The sequence below is a fragment of the Arthrobacter sp. P1_B9 genome (assembly GCF_056406495.1).
Window position 1 is genome coordinate 223,120 of record NZ_JBFUAA010000005.1, and the last position, 19,675, is coordinate 242,794.

At 67.9% G+C, this 19,675-nt stretch carries 17 protein-coding genes, 1 tRNA gene and 1 other RNA gene; 11 read left to right on the forward strand and 8 right to left on the reverse strand.

What is annotated here, in order from left to right; translation table 11 throughout:
- Positions 1-180 precede the first annotated feature (180 nt).
- From fdhA to AC1D1A_RS09795, 3 genes are all read right to left on the reverse strand, one after another.
- Positions 181-1,392, reverse strand: coding sequence for a formaldehyde dehydrogenase, glutathione-independent (gene fdhA, locus AC1D1A_RS09785; RefSeq protein WP_028278013.1), 1,212 nt, complete (start codon positions 1,390-1,392; stop codon positions 181-183).
- A gap of 221 nt (positions 1,393-1,613) precedes the next feature.
- On the reverse strand, positions 1,614-2,099 hold the full coding sequence (locus AC1D1A_RS09790) for a glutathione peroxidase (protein ID WP_476947634.1): 486 nt from the start codon (positions 2,097-2,099) through the stop codon (positions 1,614-1,616).
- A gap of 138 nt (positions 2,100-2,237) precedes the next feature.
- Positions 2,238-3,764, reverse strand: coding sequence for a M23 family metallopeptidase (locus tag AC1D1A_RS09795; RefSeq protein ID WP_476887666.1), 1,527 nt, complete (start codon positions 3,762-3,764; stop codon positions 2,238-2,240).
- 216 nt (positions 3,765-3,980) lie between these two features.
- On the opposite strand from AC1D1A_RS09795, the gene AC1D1A_RS09800 reads away from it, so the two are divergent.
- Entirely contained in the window at positions 3,981-4,892 is a 912-nt protein-coding gene (locus AC1D1A_RS09800) for an oxygenase MpaB family protein (RefSeq protein WP_476947635.1), read from the forward strand.
- Positions 4,893-5,199: 307 nt separating this feature from the next.
- Here the strand turns inward: AC1D1A_RS09800 and AC1D1A_RS09805 are convergent.
- Positions 5,200-5,284, reverse strand: a tRNA-Ser gene (locus tag AC1D1A_RS09805).
- A gap of 451 nt (positions 5,285-5,735) precedes the next feature.
- On the opposite strand from AC1D1A_RS09805, the gene ffs reads away from it, so the two are divergent.
- The 5 genes from ffs to AC1D1A_RS09830 all read left to right on the forward strand — a co-directional run bounded on the left by ffs (position 5,736) and on the right by AC1D1A_RS09830 (position 11,894).
- Positions 5,736-5,832, forward strand: an RNA gene (ffs, locus tag AC1D1A_RS09810) — signal recognition particle sRNA small type.
- 27 nt (positions 5,833-5,859) lie between these two features.
- Positions 5,860-8,967 (forward strand): DNA polymerase III subunit gamma and tau, encoded by a 3,108-nt coding sequence (locus AC1D1A_RS09815; RefSeq protein WP_476947636.1) that lies wholly within the window; start codon positions 5,860-5,862, stop codon positions 8,965-8,967.
- A gap of 51 nt (positions 8,968-9,018) precedes the next feature.
- Positions 9,019-9,618: a recombination mediator RecR gene (gene recR / locus AC1D1A_RS09820; RefSeq protein ID WP_018774392.1), complete on the forward strand. Its 600-nt coding sequence runs from the start codon at positions 9,019-9,021 to the stop codon at positions 9,616-9,618.
- A gap of 12 nt (positions 9,619-9,630) precedes the next feature.
- On the forward strand, positions 9,631-10,209 hold the full coding sequence (locus AC1D1A_RS09825; RefSeq protein ID WP_476850515.1) for a GNAT family N-acetyltransferase: 579 nt from the start codon (positions 9,631-9,633) through the stop codon (positions 10,207-10,209).
- A gap of 332 nt (positions 10,210-10,541) precedes the next feature.
- A complete protein-coding gene (locus tag AC1D1A_RS09830; RefSeq protein WP_018774393.1) occupies positions 10,542-11,894 on the forward strand; it encodes an aspartate kinase in 1,353 nt (450 codons plus the stop codon).
- A gap of 215 nt (positions 11,895-12,109) precedes the next feature.
- On the opposite strand, the gene AC1D1A_RS09835 is transcribed toward AC1D1A_RS09830, so the two are convergent.
- Positions 12,110-12,304 carry a hypothetical protein gene (locus AC1D1A_RS09835; RefSeq protein WP_043436631.1) on the reverse strand — a complete coding sequence of 65 codons (195 nt, stop codon included), beginning with the start codon at positions 12,302-12,304 and terminating at the stop codon, positions 12,110-12,112.
- Positions 12,305-12,447: 143 nt separating this feature from the next.
- Positions 12,448-12,672 carry a hypothetical protein gene (locus AC1D1A_RS09840; protein ID WP_028278007.1) on the reverse strand — a complete coding sequence of 75 codons (225 nt, stop codon included), beginning with the start codon at positions 12,670-12,672 and terminating at the stop codon, positions 12,448-12,450.
- A gap of 127 nt (positions 12,673-12,799) precedes the next feature.
- On the opposite strand from AC1D1A_RS09840, the gene AC1D1A_RS09845 reads away from it, so the two are divergent.
- The 4 genes from AC1D1A_RS09845 to AC1D1A_RS09860 are packed head-to-tail and all read left to right on the forward strand — an operon-like array spanning position 12,800 to position 15,244.
- Entirely contained in the window at positions 12,800-13,270 is a 471-nt protein-coding gene (locus tag AC1D1A_RS09845) for a MarR family winged helix-turn-helix transcriptional regulator (protein WP_476850579.1), read from the forward strand.
- 27 nt (positions 13,271-13,297) lie between these two features.
- A complete protein-coding gene (locus tag AC1D1A_RS09850; protein WP_476871035.1) occupies positions 13,298-13,879 on the forward strand; it encodes an SSI family serine proteinase inhibitor in 582 nt (193 codons plus the stop codon).
- Entirely contained in the window at positions 13,848-14,855 is a 1,008-nt protein-coding gene (locus AC1D1A_RS09855) for a 3-methyladenine DNA glycosylase (protein WP_476947637.1), read from the forward strand. The genes AC1D1A_RS09850 and AC1D1A_RS09855 overlap by 32 nt, the downstream gene beginning before the upstream one ends.
- Positions 14,852-15,244 (forward strand): serine protease inhibitor, encoded by a 393-nt coding sequence (locus AC1D1A_RS09860; RefSeq protein ID WP_476947638.1) that lies wholly within the window; start codon positions 14,852-14,854, stop codon positions 15,242-15,244. The genes AC1D1A_RS09855 and AC1D1A_RS09860 overlap by 4 nt, the downstream gene beginning before the upstream one ends.
- 197 nt (positions 15,245-15,441) lie before the next feature.
- Here the strand turns inward: AC1D1A_RS09860 and AC1D1A_RS09865 are convergent, their stop codons facing one another.
- Positions 15,442-18,636 carry a S8 family serine peptidase gene (locus tag AC1D1A_RS09865; RefSeq protein ID WP_476871038.1) on the reverse strand — a complete coding sequence of 1,065 codons (3,195 nt, stop codon included), beginning with the start codon at positions 18,634-18,636 and terminating at the stop codon, positions 15,442-15,444.
- Between the two features lie 331 nt (positions 18,637-18,967).
- Positions 18,968-19,153: a hypothetical protein gene (locus tag AC1D1A_RS09870; RefSeq protein ID WP_028278002.1), complete on the reverse strand. Its 186-nt coding sequence runs from the start codon at positions 19,151-19,153 to the stop codon at positions 18,968-18,970.
- A 270-nt stretch (positions 19,154-19,423) separates the two neighbouring features.
- On the opposite strand from AC1D1A_RS09870, the gene purS reads away from it, so the two are divergent.
- Positions 19,424-19,675, forward strand: coding sequence for a phosphoribosylformylglycinamidine synthase subunit PurS (gene purS / locus AC1D1A_RS09875; protein WP_018776110.1), 252 nt, complete (start codon positions 19,424-19,426; stop codon positions 19,673-19,675).

The following is a 19,675-nucleotide window of genomic DNA, read 5'->3' on the forward strand; positions in this document are numbered from 1 at the left end:
CCAGACATTGGGCAAACAATGTAAAAACTGGGACAGGCATATTGGAAAAATAAGCGTTAACAGGTGGCGTGCCCTCACATGCCCTTTCCGGCATATACGGGGCTGTGAAGCCCGGCGGCACTCCCGAAACCCCGGGGCTTCGGGGCGGGACGGACAGTGCCGCCGGGTTCACGGTTTGCGCTAGCTCAGGTAGCCGTTCGGGTTAAGCACGAACTTCGTCGCCGCGCCGGCGTCGAATTCCGCGTAGCCCTTCGGCGCGTCCTCCAGGGTAATCGCCTTCGCGTTGACGTTCTTGGCGATGTGCACCCTGTCATGCAGGATGGCCATCATCAGCTGCCGGTTGTACTTCATGACCGGACACTGTCCCGTGGTGAAGCTGAGTGACTTTGCCCAGCCCGTTCCGAGGCTGAGCGAGAGCGAACCCTTCTTCGCGGCCTCGTCCACGCCGCCCGGGTCCCCGGTGACGTAGAGCCCGGGGATGCCCAGGGCACCGCCGGCGGCCGTTACCTCCATCAGCGAGTTCAGGACGGTGGCGGGGGCCTCGTGGGCTCCGGCCCCGTGCCCCTTGGCCTCAAATCCCACGGCATCCACGCCGCAATCGACTTCCGGGACGCCCAGGAGTTGCTCAATCTGCTCGGCCGGGCCGCCCTTGCTCAGGTCGATGGTCTCGCAGCCGAAGCTGCGCGCCTGCGCCAGGCGGTCCGCGTTCATGTCACCCACAATCACGACGGCGGCACCCAGGAGCTGGGCACTGGTCGCCGCGGCCAGGCCCACGGGCCCTGCGCCTGCCACGTAGACGGTGGAACCGACGCCGACGCCTGCGGTGACCGCACCATGGAATCCGGTCGGGAAGATGTCCGAGAGCATCGTCAGGTCCATCATCTTTTCGAGGGCCTGGTCTTTGTCCGGGAACTTCAACAGGTTCCAATCGGCATACGGGACCAGGACGTAGTTGGCCTGGCCGCCTACCCAGCCGCCCATGTCCACATAGCCATAGGCGCTGCCCGGGCGGTCGGGGTTGACGTTCAGGCAGATGCCCGTCTTGCGTTCCTTGCAGTTCCGGCAGCGCCCGCAGGCGATATTGAACGGGACGGAACAGATGTCCCCCACTTTGATGAATTCAACATCCGGACCCACTTCCACCACTTCTCCGGTGATCTCGTGCCCGAGCACCAGGTCGGCGGGAGCCGTGGTGCGCCCCCGGACCATGTGCTGGTCCGAACCGCAAATATTCGTGGCCACGGTTTTGAGGATTACGCCGTGGCGCACCTGCCGGCCCACGTTGGCGGGGTTGACCCCCGGGCCGTCCTTGAGTTCGAAGGTGGGGTAGTCAATGTCGATCAGTTCGACCTTGCCAGGCCCCTTGTAGGCAACGGCTTTGTTCCCTGTCATCTATTTCCTCCTGCTTTCACGGGCCCCGTGGTGGGCGCCCTGGTGTGATTCACGAAGTTCTTTGATGCGCCCTCCACAGGAACACCCGGCCATACTGCCGACGGCTGCCAGAGTTGCTTGCGCCGCGGGGAAGCCCGGAATGTTGGAGGGTCCGGCCAGTCTAGGCGCTAAGCATGCTTAGGGATAGGGCTGAGTTCCTCTGGACCCCGGGGCAGGTCGGGTCAGTCGAGGGCGGACTGAACAGCCTCGATGATCTCCGGCGCGTCCGGCTCAACGGTGGGCGCAAAGCGGGCGATGACCTCGCCGTCGCGGTTCACGAGGAACTTCTCGAAGTTCCACTTCACCAGGCCGGGCAGGATTCCCGTCTTGAATTTGGTGAGCTCGGCGTAGAGCGGGTGCTGGTTCCTTCCCCGGACGTTGGCCTTGACCGTCAGCGGGAAGGTCACCCCGAAATTGCGCTCGCAGAACTCGGCAATCTCGGCCTCGCCGCCGGGCTCCTGCCCGGCGAACTGGTTGCAGGGGACGCCGAGGACCTGGAAGCCCTGGCCTCGGAACTTGTTGTGCAGCGCCTCGAGTCCAGCGTACTGGGGCGTGAAACCGCACTGGGACGCCACGTTGACCACCAGAACCACCCCGCCCTTGAATCGGCCAAAATCGGTCTCGGTCCCGTCGATGAGGGTCAGGGGAATGGAGTGCAGAGCTGTCATGGGGCGCGTCCTTGCGATGTCGATGGTCCGGAGCAGGGAATCTGAACTGGTCACTCCATTATTCGGCACCGGGGCCTGCGGGTATGGGTGTGCCTCCCGGACATGACGCCGGAACAACGCCCTGCGGCGCGGCGGGGGCTAGCCGCCGGGCGTCGCTGAGGGCGTCGCTGAGGGTTCTGTTGTCACTGCCGTCGTGGCCGACTGCGTGACCGCCCGTGGCTTCGGCGTATCGGCCGGCGCGGTGACCGGGTCCGGCTCCACAGTGAGCGGGGCCGGCACCGGAGTGGCCGTCTTGGCGGCAGCCTCCGTCGCCGTTGCGGAGACTGACGCGGGCGCGGAGGACGGCGGTGCCACCGGCGGCGGGACGGATAACGGTGCTGATGGCTTGGCTGAGGCTGTTCCCGTCTGGGTTGGTGCCGGCGTCGGGGTGGCGGTCGCCGTCGGCGTCGGGGTGGCCGTTGCCGACGGGGTCGGAGTCGCGGTCGCCGACGGGGTCGGGGTGGGCGCGGCAGGCGCGGTCGTCGTGGCAGTGCCGGTCGGCGTCGGCGTCGCGGACGCAGTGCCGGTGGGTGTCGGCTTAGAGGTGGCAGTGCCGGTGGGCGTCGGGGTCGCGGAAGCAGTGCCGGTGGGTGTCGGCTTAGAGGTGGCAGAAGGCGTTGGGGACGGTTTGTCGGCGGCGGCTTCAGTAGCCGCAGGCGAGGCACTCGCCGACGGCTTGGCGGCCACCGCGGCCGGCTGTTCCTGAACGCCGCCGGCCACCACATGGGTCAGGTCCTCCCGGACAGGAATCGCCCAGCCAATCCCCGCATTGGTTGCCTTACCGGCGTCGGGTGCATAACTGGTCATGTCGATCGGGCCGAGTTGATCCACCTGCTTGATGGGGAGAAATGTCCAATCGCGCGGATCAGTGTGGGAGCCATTGAGGATGGTTTCGAAGTGAAGATGGCAGCCGGTAGAGGATCCGGTGGTACCTACCCGGGCAATAATTTCCCCCACCCGCACGGAGTCGCCCTTCTTGACCGCGATCGCCTCCAGATGGTTGTACGTGGTGATGAGACCGTTGCCGTGGTCGATTTCCACCCGGTTTCCGCCGCCCCACGGGTGCCACCCGACGGCCCGCACCACACCGGCGTCGGCGGAGTAGACCCGGGTGCCGCAGGGGGCCGCGAAGTCCTGGCCCCAGTGGAATTCGCCCGCGAATCCCGTCAGGGGGCTGGTGCGCAGCCCGAACGGGGACGAAGGCACCAGTGATTCAAGGGGGGCCATGAGGAAACCCACCGCGGGCCGGTGCAGCGACGCCGAGGCCACATTGAGCTCGCCCCGCACCCCTGCCCGGGTGGCCGTGTCCACCGTGCTCCGGCTAAAGGCCACGAGCGCCTGGGCATCGGCGGTGACAGCGCCGGCGCCGGGAGTCCCCGCCGGCGCGGTCGCGGCGGAGTGGGCCAGCGGGTCCAGGGCCTCCGGTCCCACGTCGCCGGAGGCAGGCATGGCGGCCGTCGGGACGGCGGTGGGCGCGCCGTAGGTCGCAAAGGCGCTCAGTCCCTGAAAGCCGCCGAATGCCAGCACGGCCAGAGACAGGCACAGGCCTCCGGACACGCAGCGCACGGCAATGGTCCGTGCCCTCGCTGACTGCTCACTCGATGAGTTTCCCCAGTGTTTTCCCACGAAATGACTCCCGCAATATGTCCGCCAGACCCCAATCTTCACGGACTTACCTCCCTATGTGACCACAGACGGCCGGGTCTGTGAACCGTCAGCGTGTTCCTTTTGCGGGACCAATCGGAGATCCGCGGATGTCCCCAGTAGCTTGCCAGCGGCGCCCCAGTAGTTCTCCGCACAATTGCAGGTGCCGCACGCCGCCGGGACGGGTAAGAATGAAGGATGCGAAATGTCCTCAGGGAATGGCAGGCGGAACTCAAACAGACGTTCACGGGGACGCGCGATTCGGTGCCCGAGTGGGTGCCGGGCCTGGCCGAGGGGGACGACGCCGGTTACCACTTGCCCGGCTCGGCCGTCTGGGCCGTGCACGGGGACATGCCAACCATCGTGGCGGGCATCCGGGCACTGCTGATGCAGGCGCTCCATCCCGGTGCGTTGGCCGGAGTCCACGATCACTCCCGTTTCCGCGAAGACCCGCTGGGCCGGATGGCTGGCACGATCCGCTGGATCTTCACCGTGACGTATGGCTCCACGGATACGGCGAAGGCGGCGTCGGACTGGGTTCTTCGGCTGCACCGGACGGTGCGGGGAGAATTTGTGGATGGCCACGGCATCAGGCGCAGTTACGCGGCCAACGATCCCGAGCTGCTCCGGTGGGTTCACATTGCCTTTACAGACGCTTTCCTCTCTGCCCACAAGCTGTGGGGGCGGCCAATTCCTGGCGGACCTGATGCCTACGTCCGTGAGTGGGCCCAGGCCGGCCGGCTGATGGGCGTCGAGGCACCGCCGCTGAGCGAAGCGGAAATGCGGCAGCAGCTGGACCGCTGGTACGACGCCGGCGAGCTCCGCTGTGACGAACGGGTCACCGAAACGGTGGCGTTCATTCGCGACCCGCCCCTGCACCCCGCGCTCAGGCCTGGCTACCGGGTGCTGTTCGCGGCCGCAGTCGTCAGTCTTGAACCTAAGTACCGCGAGCTCCTGGGCCTGCGGACCGCGCGGCTGGGCCCGATACCGCTGCCGGTAACCCTGGCCACCCGGGTCACGCTCGGCGTGGTGCATGTGGCTCTCGGCCGGATGGGCCCGAGCGAGCAAGCTGCCCGGGCCCGGCTGCGCCGGCTGGGATACCGGGCCTGAGTCTGGGCCGGCGGCCGGCGGCGGCGGCTTGCTGGTTCGGGGCGGGCCGGGGGCGCAGTGCGGCTGGGGCACGGGGCGGCTGGGGCACAGGGGGCTGGGGCACAGGGGGCTGGGGCACAGGCGGCTGGGCCTCCGAGCCGACTTGGCGGATAAATCGGTACCGGTACTGCCGGAGGACGCAGTCTTGGCCAGAACCTCACGAGAAGCTCACGAGAAGCTCACGAGAAGCTCACGAGGATAGAAATGCCCGAGACGCGAAAGGCCCGTAGACGCAAAAAGGCCCCGGTCCGAGGACCGGGGCCAACCGCGGAGAATGGGGGATTTGAACCCCCGAGGGCGTTAACCCAACACGCGTTCCAGGCGTGCGCCATAGGCCGCTAGGCGAATTCTCCAGTTGCTTCTGAATCAAAAGCAGATACTAGAATACCTGAACTTTCCGGCTTCGCCCAATTGAGCCTCCCCGCCCCGGCCTGCGGCTCCTCCGCGGGACATGCCCCGCGGCCCGCCCGAGGGCTGGACATAGCCCCAAATAACCCCCTCCTTCCCGCCAAGAATGGGCATGCCCCACACTGCCCACTCCCGCGACTGGACATGCCCCACAGCCCGCCCGAGGGCTGGACATAGCCCCAAATAACCCACTCCTTCCCGCCAAGAATGGGCATGCCCCACACTGCCCACTCCCGCGACTGGACATGCCCCGCAGCCCGCCCGAGGGCTGGACATAGCCCCACCGCGCCCACGCCTGCAGCCCGCAGCTGCCGCGAAGAATGGGCATGCCCCATCGAGGATCAAGGGCCAAACCGGGCCAATTCGGGGCACACCCAATCGTCAGGTAAACTTGCTGACGGCCCCTCATGTGGCGTCATCCTGTTGAACTCCCCCAGGACCGGAAGGTAGCAAGGGTAAACGGGCTCTGGCGGGTGCATGAGGGGTCTTTTATGTCTGTGCCGATTGGTAGGGTTTATCTGTGACTGTTACTACCGCCCTCTACCGTCGATACCGCCCCGATTCGTTCGCGGACGTTATCGGGCAGGAGCACGTCACCGAGCCTCTCATGACGGCCCTGCGCAAGAACCGCGTCAACCACGCCTATCTCTTTTCGGGCCCCCGCGGCTGTGGCAAAACCACCTCCGCCCGTATCCTGGCCCGCTGCCTGAACTGCGCCGAGGGCCCCACGGACACCCCCTGCGGCAAGTGCCCCAGCTGCGTGGAACTCGCCCGCGGCGGCTCCGGCTCCCTGGACGTCATCGAGATCGACGCCGCCAGCCACGGCGGTGTGGACGACGCCCGCGACCTCCGGGAACGGGCCACCTACGCCCCCGTCCGGGACCGCTACAAGATTTTCATCATCGACGAAGCCCACATGGTCACGTCGGCCGGGTTCAACGCCCTGCTCAAGATCGTCGAAGAACCGCCGGAACACATCAAGTTCATCTTCGCCACCACGGAGCCGGACAAAGTCATCGGCACCATCCGTTCCCGCACGCACCACTACCCTTTCCGGCTGGTGCCGCCGGAGCCTCTCATGGCGTATCTGGAGCTGCTCTGCACCCAGGAGAACGTCCCCGTGGCGCCCGGGGTGCTCTCGCTCGTCATCCGCGCGGGCGGCGGTTCGGTCCGCGACTCCCTCTCCGTGCTCGACCAGCTCATGGCCGGCGCCGGACCAAACGGACTGGACTACGAACTCGCGGTCGCCCTCCTGGGCTACACGCACGCCTCCCTGCTCGATGACGTCGTCGAAGCCGTCGCGGCGTCGGATGCCGCCACGGTGTTCCGCGCTGTGGACCGCGTCATCCAGACCGGGCACGATCCCCGGCGTTTCGTCGAGGACCTGCTGGAACGCTTCCGCGACCTCATCATCGTCCAGGCCATGCCCGAAAGCGCCCAGTCCATCCTCCGCGGCATGCCGGCGGACCAGATCGCCCGGCTGCAGAACCAGGCCCACAACCTCGGGGCAGCCGAGCTCTCCCGCGCCGCTGACGTGACCAATACCGCGCTCACGGACATGACCGGGGCCACCTCTCCGCGCCTGCACCTGGAACTGCTGTGCGCCCGCATCCTGCTGCCCAGCTCCGAGCAGACCGAGCGCGGCATTGCGGCCCGGATCGACCGCGTCGAGCGGCGGTTGAACTACGCCGGGAACGACGTCGGAGCCCCCCTCGCCGGCGCCCCCGCACCTGCCACGGTTCCGCCTGTGCGCACGGAGCAGGCAACCGCGCCACAGTTGCCGGCAGCGCACGTGCCCGCCGCACCTTCGCACGCCGCGCCGGCTGCCACGACCACCACCCCCTCCGCCCCGCGTCAGGGCGAGCAGCCGCCGGCCACAGTCTCCGCGCCCGCCCGGCAGGACGAGCCCATCCGAGAACCGCTGACGGCACCACGGGTCAGCACCAGCGACTGGCCTGTGGACGAACCCGCGGCGGCCAGCCGGCCCGCCCCCGCCGCAGGTCCCGCCGCCGCGCCTCCGTCCCTGCCCGCGTCGGCGACTGCCCGAACGGTTGCCCCATCCGCCCCTGCACCGTCCGCCCCTGCACCGTCTGCCCCGGCGGCATCTACCCCAGCACCCTCCGTCCCCGCGCGTCCCGAGCCGGCCGAGCCCGGCCGGGCGCCTGCCGCTGTTCCCAGCCCCGCTCCCGGCTCCGCCGCCGGACCCGGAGCCGACGTGGAGGTTTTGCGCCGCGCCTGGCCCGAGATCCTGCAAACGCTCACCAAGATCAAACGCAGCACCTGGGCGCTGGTGGAACCCAACGCCCAGGTCGGCCACTTCGAAGACCACGTCCTGACCCTCGCGTTCACCACCGCCGGGCTGGCGGGCGCCTTCGGCCGGGCCGACCACGCCGAGAACCTCCGGCAGGCGATCCACAAGACCATCGGCATCGATTGCCAGATCCGGGCCGTGGCCGGCAGCAGCAACAGCCCAGCGAGCTCTGAGCCAAACCCAAAAGCGCCGCCGGCTAGCCCGGAGACCCCGGCATCGTCCGCAAGCCAGGCGACATCGGCCGACGTCGCCTGGGGCCTGAGCCCGGCTCCCCAGCAGGCCCCATCTCCGGCCAACGATGCCGCTGAAGCCGTCCCCTCGCGGGTGGCCCCGGCGCACGTTCCCGCCGCCTCAATGCCTTCGACGCAACCCACTCCGGCCCCCGCGGCCCCGGCTCAGGTCCGTGCCGCCGCGCCGGCAGCGGAACCGCAGTCACCCGCCCCCGCAGCCCAGGCGCCGGTCCGCGCAGCCGAGCCAGCAGCCGAATCGGACGGCCCTTCGGAGCCTTCCGGGTCCTACGCCGACGCCGATGACGACTGGGGACCGCCCCGGGACGAGGACGCCCCTCCGCTGGACGAGGAACCACCAATGGATTGGGACCCCTCGCCCGTAGCCACGCGGCGCCGCCCCGAGCCCGCGGCTGCCGCTACCGCTCCGGCCCGCAAGTCCCCTGCCGCGCCGGCGTCCAAAACCGTTGGTTCCCCGGCCCGGACACCGGGCGCAGACCCGGACGCGTCGGATGACGCGTGGGCCCGCGCCGTCGAGCAGTCACCCGGCGTCTGGACGGTCGGCACAGATTCGAACCTCGGCCGGTACACGAGCCCGGATGTCGAACCCGCTGCGCCCGAGCCCGAGCCGAAGCCTGTGCACTACGAGCCGGCGGCGGCACAGATCCCGGAGTACGCGGGTGTCGTGTCCGCGCCGTCCGGACTGGCCTCGGACCACCCGGCCCGGGCCGAAGTGGCTCCGGCGCCGGCGGTCGCGGAGTCTGTTGCGCCGCGTGTGGCCGCCGCTGCCGTAGCTGCCGTCGCGGAGGCTGTTGCGGTCACTGCCGTTCCCGAGGCCGCCGCCCCGGCAGGCCGGCAAAGCCTGTACCAGCGGCTGTCGAACAGTCCCGAGGCCGAGGCCGGGCGGGCGAAGGCCCCCACCCGAGCTGCCGCCGCGACCACCGTCTACGTACAGGACATCCCCAGCGCCGACGACGAAACGATCGAGGAATCGGGCGTCTTCGGCCGGGCCGCCGTCGAGCGTATTCTGGGCGGGAAACTGGTGGAGGAGCGCTCCCTGGATGGAAGCCCCCTGCCGCCCCGCTTCTAGCAGACCCCCTGCCGGCTGGCCCCGGCCCCACTCCAAAAGAACGAGGACATTGTGTACGAAGGCGCAGTTCAAGAGCTGATCGACGAGCTCGGACGCCTTCCCGGAGTGGGGCCGAAGTCAGCCCAGCGGCTGGCCTTCCACATCCTCGAGGCTGATCCCCAGGACATGAAGCGGCTTGTCGATGCCATCACCACCGTGAAGGAACGGGTCAAGTTCTGCACGGTTTGCGGGAACGTGACCGAGCAGGAACTGTGCAACATCTGCCGCGACCCGCGCCGGGATCCCACGGTGATCTGCGTCGTCGAAGAATCCAAGGACGTCCTGGCGGTGGAGCGCACGCGGTCCTTCCGCGGCAGGTACCACGTCCTGGGCGGCGCGATTAATCCGATCGCCGGGATCGGTCCGGAACAGCTCCGGATCCGTGAGCTGCTGACCCGGCTCAACGACGGTGCCATTCAGGAAATCATCATCGCCACCGACCCCAACCTCGAGGGCGAGGCCACGGCGACGTATCTGGCCCGGATGCTCAAGTCGATTGGCATCGCCGTCACCCGGCTGGCGTCCGGCCTGCCCGTGGGCGGGGACCTGGAATACGCCGACGAAGTCACGCTCGGCAGGGCCTTCGAGGGCCGCCGCAACGCCCTGAGCTGAGCTGACGGATTCGTGGCAACCACCGGCAGCGGCACCCCGGCGCCGCTCCTCACCGGGCGGTTGCTGTTGCGTCCGTTGACAGCGGACGACGCCGGCGCCCTGCTCCGGTTCCGGGCCCATCCGGCGGCCACGCGGTACCTGTCCCATGGTCCGCTCACCCCCGCGCAGAACAGCGCCCGGCTTGAGCAGACACTGTCCGCGGCGGCATCCTCCACGGCCGAGTGGTTTCACTTCGGCTGGGCGATCGAGCTCCGGGCCACCGGTGAAGTCGTTGGCGACGCCCGGACCTGGAACACGCAGGAACCCCCGGCGCCCGGCCGGATTCCCGCAGACTCAGCCAGCCTGGGCTACGTTCTTCACCCGGAGCACCACGGGCTCGGTCTCGGCCGGGAGGCCGCCGGCGCCCTGGTCGACTGGCTTTTCGGCGCCCGCGGCAGCGAGACCATTTTCGCGGGAGTCTACGAGCCCAATCTCCCGTCCCGAAGGCTACTCGAGGGCCTGGGCTTCCGGAAGGACCGCTTCTTCCCCGTCGCGGAGGACACAGCGGGAAAGCAGCTCCCGTCCTGGCGCTACCGGCTGGACCGCGGCTAGCGGACATGCCCCGCGCCCACGCCCACGCCCACGCCCACGCCCACGCCCACGCCCAGCGGACATGCCCCGCGCCCGCACCCAACAATGGACACAATGCCCTCATGCCCGCTCCAGCCCGCCAAGAATGAGCATGTCCCGCGGCAGCAGTGAGCATGTCCACTCCTTGCCCGCAGCACTGGGCATGTCCGGTGGAGACAAAACCCGGAGTGTCTGCCATTCGGTCACAATTCAACGGCGCGGGCGGCACGGCGATAAACTGGGGTGAGAAGTTACGCCGTCGCGCCGTTTGGTTGCCTGGCCCAGAACCCCGATGATCCAGTGAGGGTGCGCGAATGAGTTTGCCCACTACCGAAGTCCAGCCCGGATCGCAGACGTTGCCCGTCTCGGCCGCCGCCACCAAGCACCTTGTCGTGAAGAAATTTGGCGGTTCCTCGGTGGCTGACGCAGAAGGCATCAAGCGCGTCGCCCGGCGGGTCGTGGATGCCCAAAACGCCGGCGACGAGGTCGTCGTGGTGGTTTCCGCCATGGGCGACACCACCGATGAGCTCCTTGACCTCGCCGGCCAGGTCACCGATTCCGCGCCCGCCCGCGAAATGGACATGCTCCTCTCCGCCGGCGAACGAATCTCCATGGCGCTGCTGGCCATGGCCATCAACAAGTTCGGCGCCTCGGCCCAGTCTTTCACCGGGTCCCAGGCCGGCATGATCACCGACGGCATCCACGGCAAGGCCCGGATCATCGACGTCGACCCGCACCGCATCCGCACCGCCCTGGACAAGGGGCACATCGCGATCGTGGCCGGGTTCCAGGGCATGAGCCACACGACGAACGAGATCACGACGCTCGGGCGCGGCGGGTCGGACACGACGGCGGTGGCCCTCGCCGCGGCGCTCGACGCCGATGTCTGCGAGATCTTCACCGACGTCGACGGCGTGTACACGGCCGATCCGCGCGTGGTCGCGTCCGCCCGGAAGATCGACCGCATCTCCAGCGAGGAAATGCTGGAACTGGCCGCGTCCGGCGCTAAGATTCTGCACCTGCGCTGTGTTGAATACGCCCGCCGCTTTGGGGTGCCACTGCACGTCCGTTCCTCATTCAGCCAGAACGAAGGCACCTGGGTTCTGCCCGGCGCCGACGACAAGATCACGACTCAAGAGGGAGTTGCCTTGGAGCAGCCAATCATCTCCGGTGTGGCACACGATCGGTCCGAAGCCAAGGTCACGGTTGTCGGCGTACCTGATATCCCCGGCAAGGCAGCGGCGATCTTCCAGGTCATCGCGGACGCCCACTCGAACATCGACATGATCGTCCAGAACGTGTCCACCCACGGCACGGGCCGGACCGATATCTCCTTCACCCTCCCGATCGTCGAAGGCGCCGAGGCCCTGGCCGCCCTGCACGCCGCGCAGGACCGGATCGGCTTTGAGAGCATCGAATATAACGAGAAGATCGGCAAGCTTTCGCTGATCGGCGCCGGCATGCGCTCGCACCCGGGTGTGTCCGCCCGCTTCTTCGCGGCCCTCTCCGAGGCCGGCATCAACATCAACATGATCTCCACCTCGGAGATCCGGATCTCCGTGGTCACCCACGCGGATCTGCTCGACGACGCCGTCCGCGCCATCCACAGGGCCTTTGACCTCGACAGCGAGGACGAGGCCACGGTCTACGGCGGCACCGGCCGCTAGCCGCACCTGCGCATCCGGGCGGACCCCGGACCGCATAAAGACGGGGAAGGGAGCGGCACCTGCCGCTCCCTTCCCCGTCTCCGCCCGTCGTCGGCCGCTTCCCCACAACTCCGGCCGAATTCCCACGTTTCCTGCCGAATTCCCACGTTTCCGGCCGCGTACCACGCGGCCGCCCAGGACGCCCCCGGTACCCGGAACCGGCGAAGCGGGCCTCGTCAGACCTCTTCTTTCCCGAGATCCGTTTTCCGGACAGCGTAGTGGTGTCCGTGGTCGTCCGTCTCGACTTCGAAACCTGCCAGGTCGTCTTCCGAGGCGTGCTCGAAGTCGTCGTGCTTGTGAACTACAGGCGCCGCGGTGTCGCCTCGATTTGCGGGCCCGAACAGCAGCCTCAGCTTGTCGGTCTTTTCCATGAAAGCTCTGACAGCACGTGTCACTAGTCCCACCCCCTTTCCTCGTCCCGGATGGTTCAGGATGCTGCACAGCGGTGTGTCAGTGCCCTCATTTTACGCCCGGCAGCGGGAAATGGCCCGGGTGAGGTGGCGCTAAAAGGGACCTAGCGCAGGGATTTGTCGTCAGGGTTTCGGGGCACCACATAAGTGCTGCCGTCGGGCCGGTGCAAGGTCTCCCACTGTTCAGTTTCAGCCTGCCGCGCCGCCAGCAGCCGCCTGTTCTGGTCGGTCATCTCGTGGCCGAGTGAACTGCGGTTTGCCGGCCCGAACACCGCCCGGAACTTCCCGGTGGCCCGCATGAACCTCTCGACGGCGTTTTCCTTGGCCATGGCTATCCTTTCCTGGGAGCAAGACAATGCTCCCAGTGTACGCTAATCATTAGTGCACTAATCATTCGAAGGAGTCGGTGTGACCCAAGGAACCCCAGCAATTCAGGGCGGCCACGCCACGAACGGCCTGCCGGACGCCCAGGCAGCGCAGGACGACCTCCTGCTGGAACAGCAGCTCTGCTTCGCCCTGACGGTGGCCTCCCGCAGCGTCGTGGGCGCTTACAAGCCCGTCCTGGACAGGCTCGGCCTGACCCACCCGCAGTACCTCGTGATGTTGTGCCTGTGGGAAGCGAGCCCGCGGTCGGTCCGCGACATCAGCGACGCCCTGGCCCAGGAGCCGGCAACCATCTCGCCGCTGCTGCGCCGGCTCGAGACGGCCGGCTTCATCACCCGCCAGCGGATGGAAGGCAACGAGCGCACCCTGGATGTCCGGCTGACGCCGCGCGGCGCCGCCCTTCGGGAGCAGGCCACCGAAGTCCCGGGCATCATGATGGCCCGGCTGGGCCTGACCCGTGAACAGGTCGGCCAGCTGCACGCCACCATGATGGACCTGATCGCCGCCACACGGCCCGGCCCGGAGGACGCGCCCCGGCGGTAGACTGGGCAAAACAGAGGAGGACTGCTGATGCGCACGCAATCGGGCCGCCCGGCACTTGTCCTGGCGGCCGTCCTGGTGGCCGTGGCCGGACTGGCCGCCTGCACGCCGAACGGCGGGCCCACACCTTCTCCCTCCCCCAGCACGACGTCGGGCACCCCCTCCAGCCCGTCACCCACAGCGCCGTCGGGCTCGCCGTCGCCGGAGACGGAGACGACCTCGCCGGCACCGTCCCCCTCCGCCGTCCCGCTGCCGTCCGGACCGGGCAAGGGCAACGCCGAACTCGCCATCATGGTCAAGCCGAACGAAACCGGCACCGCGGCCAACTTCACGCTGGTGTGCCAAAACGGGGTTCCGGCGGCCGAAAGCCAGCACCCCAACGCCGCCGCCGCGTGCATCGCCATCAAGAACAACCCGGCCATCCTCAGCCCCGCCCCGCCCGCCAAGAACCAGACCTGCACCCAGCAGTACGGCGGCCCGCAGGTGGCCACAGTCACCGGCGTCGTGGATGGCAGGGCGGTTCAGGCGAGCTTCAGCCTGACAAACGGCTGTGAAATCGCCGCCTGGAACGCCGCCAAAGATGTTCTGGGCTCATCCGGCGGGGCGAGCTAAGCCCTTGCACCTCCAGCAGGAAGAATGGCTGCCGCGCCAGACCGCCCACGTCCAACATGTCCGCCGCTACGCGGACCCCTACCTCGAGCGGCGCTCCGCCGGCCGGAAGCACCCGGTGGAGGACTTCCTCTTCACCTACTACACCCAGAAGCCCGGTCAGCTGCTGCGCTGGCACCCGGGCGCCGGCGTCGTGCTCTCCGGCCCCGAGGCTGAGGCGCGGACCGGGTGGAAGTATTACCGCGCGGCCGACGCCGCAGAACTCGCGGCCGCCGGGCTGCCGGCGGAGTCGCCGGCGGTGACGGTCGACGTCGACGCCTTCCTGAGGGAGCGCCGGGAGGCACTGCAGTTCGCAGGGATCATCCTGGCCGGGACTGCCGCGCGGCCGGCCCAGTTCGGCTGCTTCGGGCTGCACGAGTGGGCCATGGTCTACCGGCAGGACAAGTTCGATCTCCGGCACGAGTACCTGCAGCTGCGGCTGGGGTCCGGGCGCACCGACGAGGTGGTGGAGGAGAACCGGATCCGGTGCTCGCACTTCGACGCCTTCCGCTTCTACACCCCGGACGCCGTTCCGCTGAACAGCATGGTTCCCAGCCGGGGGAACCAGCGCACCATGGAGCAGCCGGGCTGCCTGCACGCCAACATGGACCTATACAAGTGGGCCTACAAGCTGTCCCCGTTGCTGCCCAGCGAGCTCGTCATGGACTGTTTCGAACTCTCGTGGCGGATCCGGGCCATGGACATGCGGGCGTCGCCGTACGACCTCGCCGACTGGGGGTATCCGGCGATCCGGATCGAGACACCGGAAGGTAAAGCCGAGTACGTTGACTATCAGCGGGCGTTCGCGGCCGAATCGCAGCAGCTGCGGGGGCGGCTGCTGCAGGAGCTAACGCCGCAGCTCAACGCCGCGGCCGAGTCCGCCCCCACCACCGCAGACCGGCACACGGAACCGGACAACAGCTTGAAGGGACCGTCATGACAGACACAGCCAGCCCCCGCGACGACCGGCACGGGCGCAACGACGTCGAGCTGACCGTTCGCCTCACCGAGGCTCCCGGCGCGCCCGAATACACCTTCAGGCTGGAAGCCGGCGACGGCGCCGCCTCCGCCGCATCCACCCTGCCGGATCCCGCCGCCGCCCTCGCGGCCGTCCGGCGCCACGGCGAGGCGATCTTCTTTCCCAAGCCGGGGCCGCCGAAGATGTGCACGCAGCAGTACGGGGGTCCGCAGGTCGCCGTGGTGACCGGCTGGTTCCTGGGCCGGGAAGTCCACAGCACGTTCAGCCGCACCGATGGCTGCGAGATCGCCCGCTGGCGGGCGATGGCGCCGCTGCTGGGCGGGGTTGCGGGATCCACCGGGGCAATCTGAGCCTTCACGGCACGGACGCCCGCGGCCTCTGGGCTCTCCAGGCTCCGCCGGCCGGCCCGGGACCGGGTCCGCCCCGACCTTTCCCGCGCGCTCGGCTCTCCCGGCTCCGCCCCCGGCGGATTAAACGGCAACGGCCGGCGGTGTGAGCCGCCGGCCGATGCCGTATTTTGGTGCTGCTTCTGCCTAAATGGCGTCGCCTAGATGGCGTAGTTCGGGGCGAAGGACTGATCGCTGTTCTGCATCTTGCCCTGCTCCTCCTTCACCTTCTTGCCCTTGTCCTTCTTGTCCTTGTGGGAGTTGTCGCCATCGGCGTCGTCACCCGGACCGTCATTGGAATCCTGGTCCTCGGAGGTCGGCGGGACCACGACGGTCCCGGCCGGGGTCACCAGGACTGAGACGAACGTGGGATCGCTGGCGCCGGCGAAGGTGACCCGGCCGATGTACGAACCGACCTGAAGCCCATCCCAGCTCAGCGTGACCTTGCCGGCCTTGCCGTTGGCGAGCCGGAGCGGGTTCGGGCTCAGCGAGGCCTTGCCCTCGACCTTGCCGAGCACGGCGGCGTCGACCGAGGCCTTGGTGGCCTGGTTGTTCGGGCTGGCGTACAGGTTGGCGTAGATCGTGTACTTACCCGGGGTCGGGTTGGGGATGGACACCGATTCGCTGGCCGACGACGTCGCGACCGTCAGCGGACCGTTCGGGGTCATGACGTACATGTCGAAGTCAGCCTTCGGATCCGCGGAAATGACCGAGAACTTGGCCAGCGGGGAGCCGGCCACGACTGTGACGTCCTTGACTACGTTGGAGGCATCCGGGCCGCCGGTGAACGGACCCGGGACGAGCTCGACGGCCGTGGAGTCGGCCTTCGAAAGACCGTCGAGGGTCATGTTGGTCGGCGCGTTCGTGCCGGAGACCACCTTGATGGCACCGGAACCGCTGCCACCCTCGGAGGTGAAGGCGACGTCGGACAAGGCCACGACCGACTGCGGACGGACCGCGATCGGCGACGCCACATTCTTATTGGCGCCCTGCCAGGTCAGCGAACCGGTCGCGAACTTGCCAAGGGGCGCGCCCTGGTTCTCAAAGGAGACCTTGAACGTGCGCTTCTCGCCGGCGGCGCGGAAGTTCAGAACAGCCGGGGTCACGCTGACCTTGATGCCGGGAACGTTGAACTGGGCCTTGTAGACCCCCGGGGTCAGGGCGGTCAGCGTGCGGGTGACCTCGATCTTCCCGGCCAGGTTGCCGAGGGCGAAGGAGGGCAGGTTCATGTCCCGCGCCTTGGTGGTTCCGTGGATGAACTCCAGGTAGTCTGCCTCGCTGGCGTCGTAGACGAGGCCCGGATCCAGCACGCGGGCCGGGTCCACCTGGCCTGCGCCGGTGGCAAAGACATCGGTGTTCTTGGATCCGTCGGCGTTCTTGACGTCGCTAGTGGTGGTCATCATCGCGGATTTGACCGCCGCCGGGGACCACGTGGGCTTCATGGCCAGGATCAGCGCGCCGAAGCCGGCTACGTGCGGGGAGGCCATTGAGGTGCCGGAAAGGAAACCGAAGTTGTCGCCTCCGGTGCCGATCGGCGAAACGCCGGCCAGCACGGCCACGCCGGGCGCCGCGACGTCGGGCTTGAGGAGGTCGGAGCCTTCAGCGAGCAGCGGGCCGCGGGAAGAGAACCCGGCGATCTGCGGCTGCGCCTCGAGGGGCAGTCCGGTGGTGTCCTTGTTGACCAGGGAAACCGTGATGGCCGGATTGGCCGTGACCTTGGCCTTGATGGCCTCGGTGGCGGGCGGGTTCACGTGGACGGTGGGGACTGAGTGTTTATCCGTGTCCAGTGAGGAGACGGACAGGTTGACGAGGATCATGCCGACGCCGCCTCCGCGCTTGACTTCGGCGCTCTTTGCGACGCGGTCCACGACGCCGCGGTCACAGACCACAACTTTGCCGGTGATTTTGGCCGGGTCCAGCGAATCGGGGCCGCACAGATTCGGGCTGGCTTTCCCGGCGGCTCCTGCGTTGGCTGCCAGCACGACGCCGGCATTGGAAACCTGGCCGTTCATGATGCTGGCGCCGCGGTATTTGCTGCCGTCGGAGAACTCGACCGTGCCCTGCAGTTCCTGCGAGAAGCTGGTGGCCGCGACCGTGGTCAGCCAGGGCGCGCCGTGGTTGACGGTGCTGGCGGTCGGGCCGGAGTTGCCGGCGGAGACCGCGACGAAGATCCCGGCCGAGGCGGCGGACAGGAATGCCAGGGAGACCGGATCGGTGGTGGTATCCGTGGCGCCGGAGATGGAGTAGTTCAGGACGTCCACGCCGTCCTCGATGGCCTTGTTGATGGCCTCGACGGACGCGGACGAGTAGCACCCACCGGAGTTGGGATCGTTGTCTTCCCAGCAGACCTTGTAAACGGAGAGCTTGGCGGCCGGCGCGATGCCGCTGGTCAGCCCGAAGCTCCTGCCGTCAACCATGGCCTCGACATTGGCGTTGCCGGCAGCCGTGCTGGCGGTGTGGGTTCCGTGGCTGGCGGCGTCGACCGGGGACAGCCGTTCGCCCGGAGCCCAGTCTTCCGGCGGGACAGTGGCCGCGAAGTCCTCGCCAAAGTAGCGGGCGCTCAGGACCTTGGAGTTGCAGGCGGTGCCGTCGAAGTCGGTGCCGACCTGGCATTCGCCCTTGAAGGTTTCGCCGTCGGCTTTGAGCATCGCGATCTTGCCGTCCGGGGTGCGGTACGGCACGCCGACGACGGGATTTCCGGTGAGGGGCTTGACCTCCTGGCCGGCAAAGTAGGCGCTGGAGGGGGTGTAGCCGGTGTCAATGACGCCGACCACGACGCCCTTGCCGGCCGCGTCCTGGCCGCCGAACTTGGTGTTCCACGTGCCGTTGGGCCCGCTGAGCTTCAGGAAGTCGGCGGTGGAGTAATCGGGTGCGTTCTCCGTGTCCGGCGCGACGACGAGGACCGACGGGTCCCGGGCCAGTTTCACGGCCTGGTCCGCGGTCAGCTTGGCGCTGAAGCCGTTGAGGGCTGCGGTGAACTGGCGCTGCATCTTGACGCCCTGCTGGCCGGCCACCTGGGCCTGCTTCTGTTCCAGGTGGGCCTTGTACTGCTTGACTTCGGCCTTGGTGGCATCCAGTTTCTTGCCGGAGGCAGGCTTGGTGGCCGGCAGGCCGGCCGTCCCGCCGTCGTAAGTCGCGGAAGGCTTCTCCGCCATGACCACTATGTAGCGGCCGTCCTTGTAGTTGTTCGGATCAATATTCTTCTGTGCGACGCCGGCTACGCCCGGGCCTTGCGCCGGGGCCGCATTGGCGGGGGCGATCGCGATGCTGGACAGAAGAACCGGCAAGCCCAGGGTCAGTGCCGCGGCCCTCCGGAGTCCCCCGCTTCGAAGGAAGCTCTTTCCTGGTGATGTCACGAGTGTTTGAACCTTTCGTAAAGGAACGGCCCGACTCCAACGCCGGGCCCAACGGACTGGCGGGAACTCACCGGGCGGTCGCCCGGCCCGCCCCCACGGATACCAGCCGATTCATACAGTACAGACCGAGAGCGAGATATGACATAGACCACAAGGAGGTATTTAAAATTTGTCACGCAATACGACACGATGCGATGGCGAGGATGCTGAACTGCGTCAATTGGACTCCGGCTGGCACAGTGCCTACGCCAGCATGCGCCGGCTCAGCGCCGGAGGCCGCGACGACTTACGATCTTCGGGCCCGCCGCCGGCCCGCTCGTGATCCGCCGGCCTATTTTCGGGGAGTCCGGACCACGTCGCTGATCCATGCGCGGGTCTTCTCATCCAGGGGGCCGGCCACCTTGGTCGCCTTCGCCGCACGGTCAGCCTTGATCTTCTGCAGAACCATCCGGCCCAGCCCGGCGAACACTGCGACGGCCACAACAGACAACACCACGGATTTCGGTTTCTCAGCCATGCGCACATCCTACTGACCCGCGGCAGCCCCGACCATAGGGCGCAGCCGCCCCCGCGACGCCATCTCCCCAGCTCAAGGACCTGCCGGGGAGGCCGCGTTCACACTCCCCGCCCGAATACGGCCGGACGCACGGTGGCCGGTAGAATGGGCATGCAAGCTCGCGGAGCGCCCTTTCACGCTGTATTCACCAGTCCAACACACAGCGGATCGGCGTGAGACGGCACCACTCCGCTGCGCCCTTACCCAACGCTCACGCACAGGAGTTACCGGATGCCCCGGATCGTTGTCGACGTCATGCCCAAGCCCGAGATTCTGGACCCGCAGGGGAAGGCCATCGTCGGTGCTCTGCCCCGGCTGGGCTTCACCGCTTTCAGCTCTGTCCGCCAGGGCAAGCGCTTTGAACTCACGGTCGACGGCGAGGTGACCGAGGAGATCCTGGCCCAGGCCCGCGACGCCGCGGAGACCCTGCTGTCCAACCCGGTCATCGAGGACGTCGTCAACGTCGAGGTCGTTGAGGCCTGA

Bases quoted from the DNA above. Each gene is read 5' to 3' on its own strand.
- AC1D1A_RS09860 (WP_476947638.1), top strand. From the start codon at position 14,852: ATGACAGACACAGCCAGCCCCCGCGACGACCGGCACGGGCGCAACGAC.
- AC1D1A_RS09840 (WP_028278007.1), bottom strand. From the start codon at position 12,672: ATGGCCAAGGAAAACGCCGTCGAGAGGTTCATGCGGGCCACCGGGAAG.
- AC1D1A_RS09850 (WP_476871035.1), top strand. From the start codon at position 13,298: ATGCGCACGCAATCGGGCCGCCCGGCACTTGTCCTGGCGGCCGTCCTG.
- AC1D1A_RS09835 (WP_043436631.1), bottom strand. From the start codon at position 12,304: ATGGAAAAGACCGACAAGCTGAGGCTGCTGTTCGGGCCCGCAAATCGA.
- AC1D1A_RS09790 (WP_476947634.1), bottom strand. From the start codon at position 2,099: ATGACAGCTCTGCACTCCATTCCCCTGACCCTCATCGACGGGACCGAG.
- AC1D1A_RS09870 (WP_028278002.1), bottom strand. From the start codon at position 19,153: ATGGCTGAGAAACCGAAATCCGTGGTGTTGTCTGTTGTGGCCGTCGCA.
- purS (WP_018776110.1), top strand. From the start codon at position 19,424: ATGCCCCGGATCGTTGTCGACGTCATGCCCAAGCCCGAGATTCTGGAC.
- AC1D1A_RS09800 (WP_476947635.1), top strand. From the start codon at position 3,981: ATGCGAAATGTCCTCAGGGAATGGCAGGCGGAACTCAAACAGACGTTC.
- fdhA (WP_028278013.1), bottom strand. From the start codon at position 1,392: ATGACAGGGAACAAAGCCGTTGCCTACAAGGGGCCTGGCAAGGTCGAA.
- AC1D1A_RS09855 (WP_476947637.1), top strand. From the start codon at position 13,848: ATGTTCTGGGCTCATCCGGCGGGGCGAGCTAAGCCCTTGCACCTCCAG.
- AC1D1A_RS09830 (WP_018774393.1), top strand. From the start codon at position 10,542: ATGAGTTTGCCCACTACCGAAGTCCAGCCCGGATCGCAGACGTTGCCC.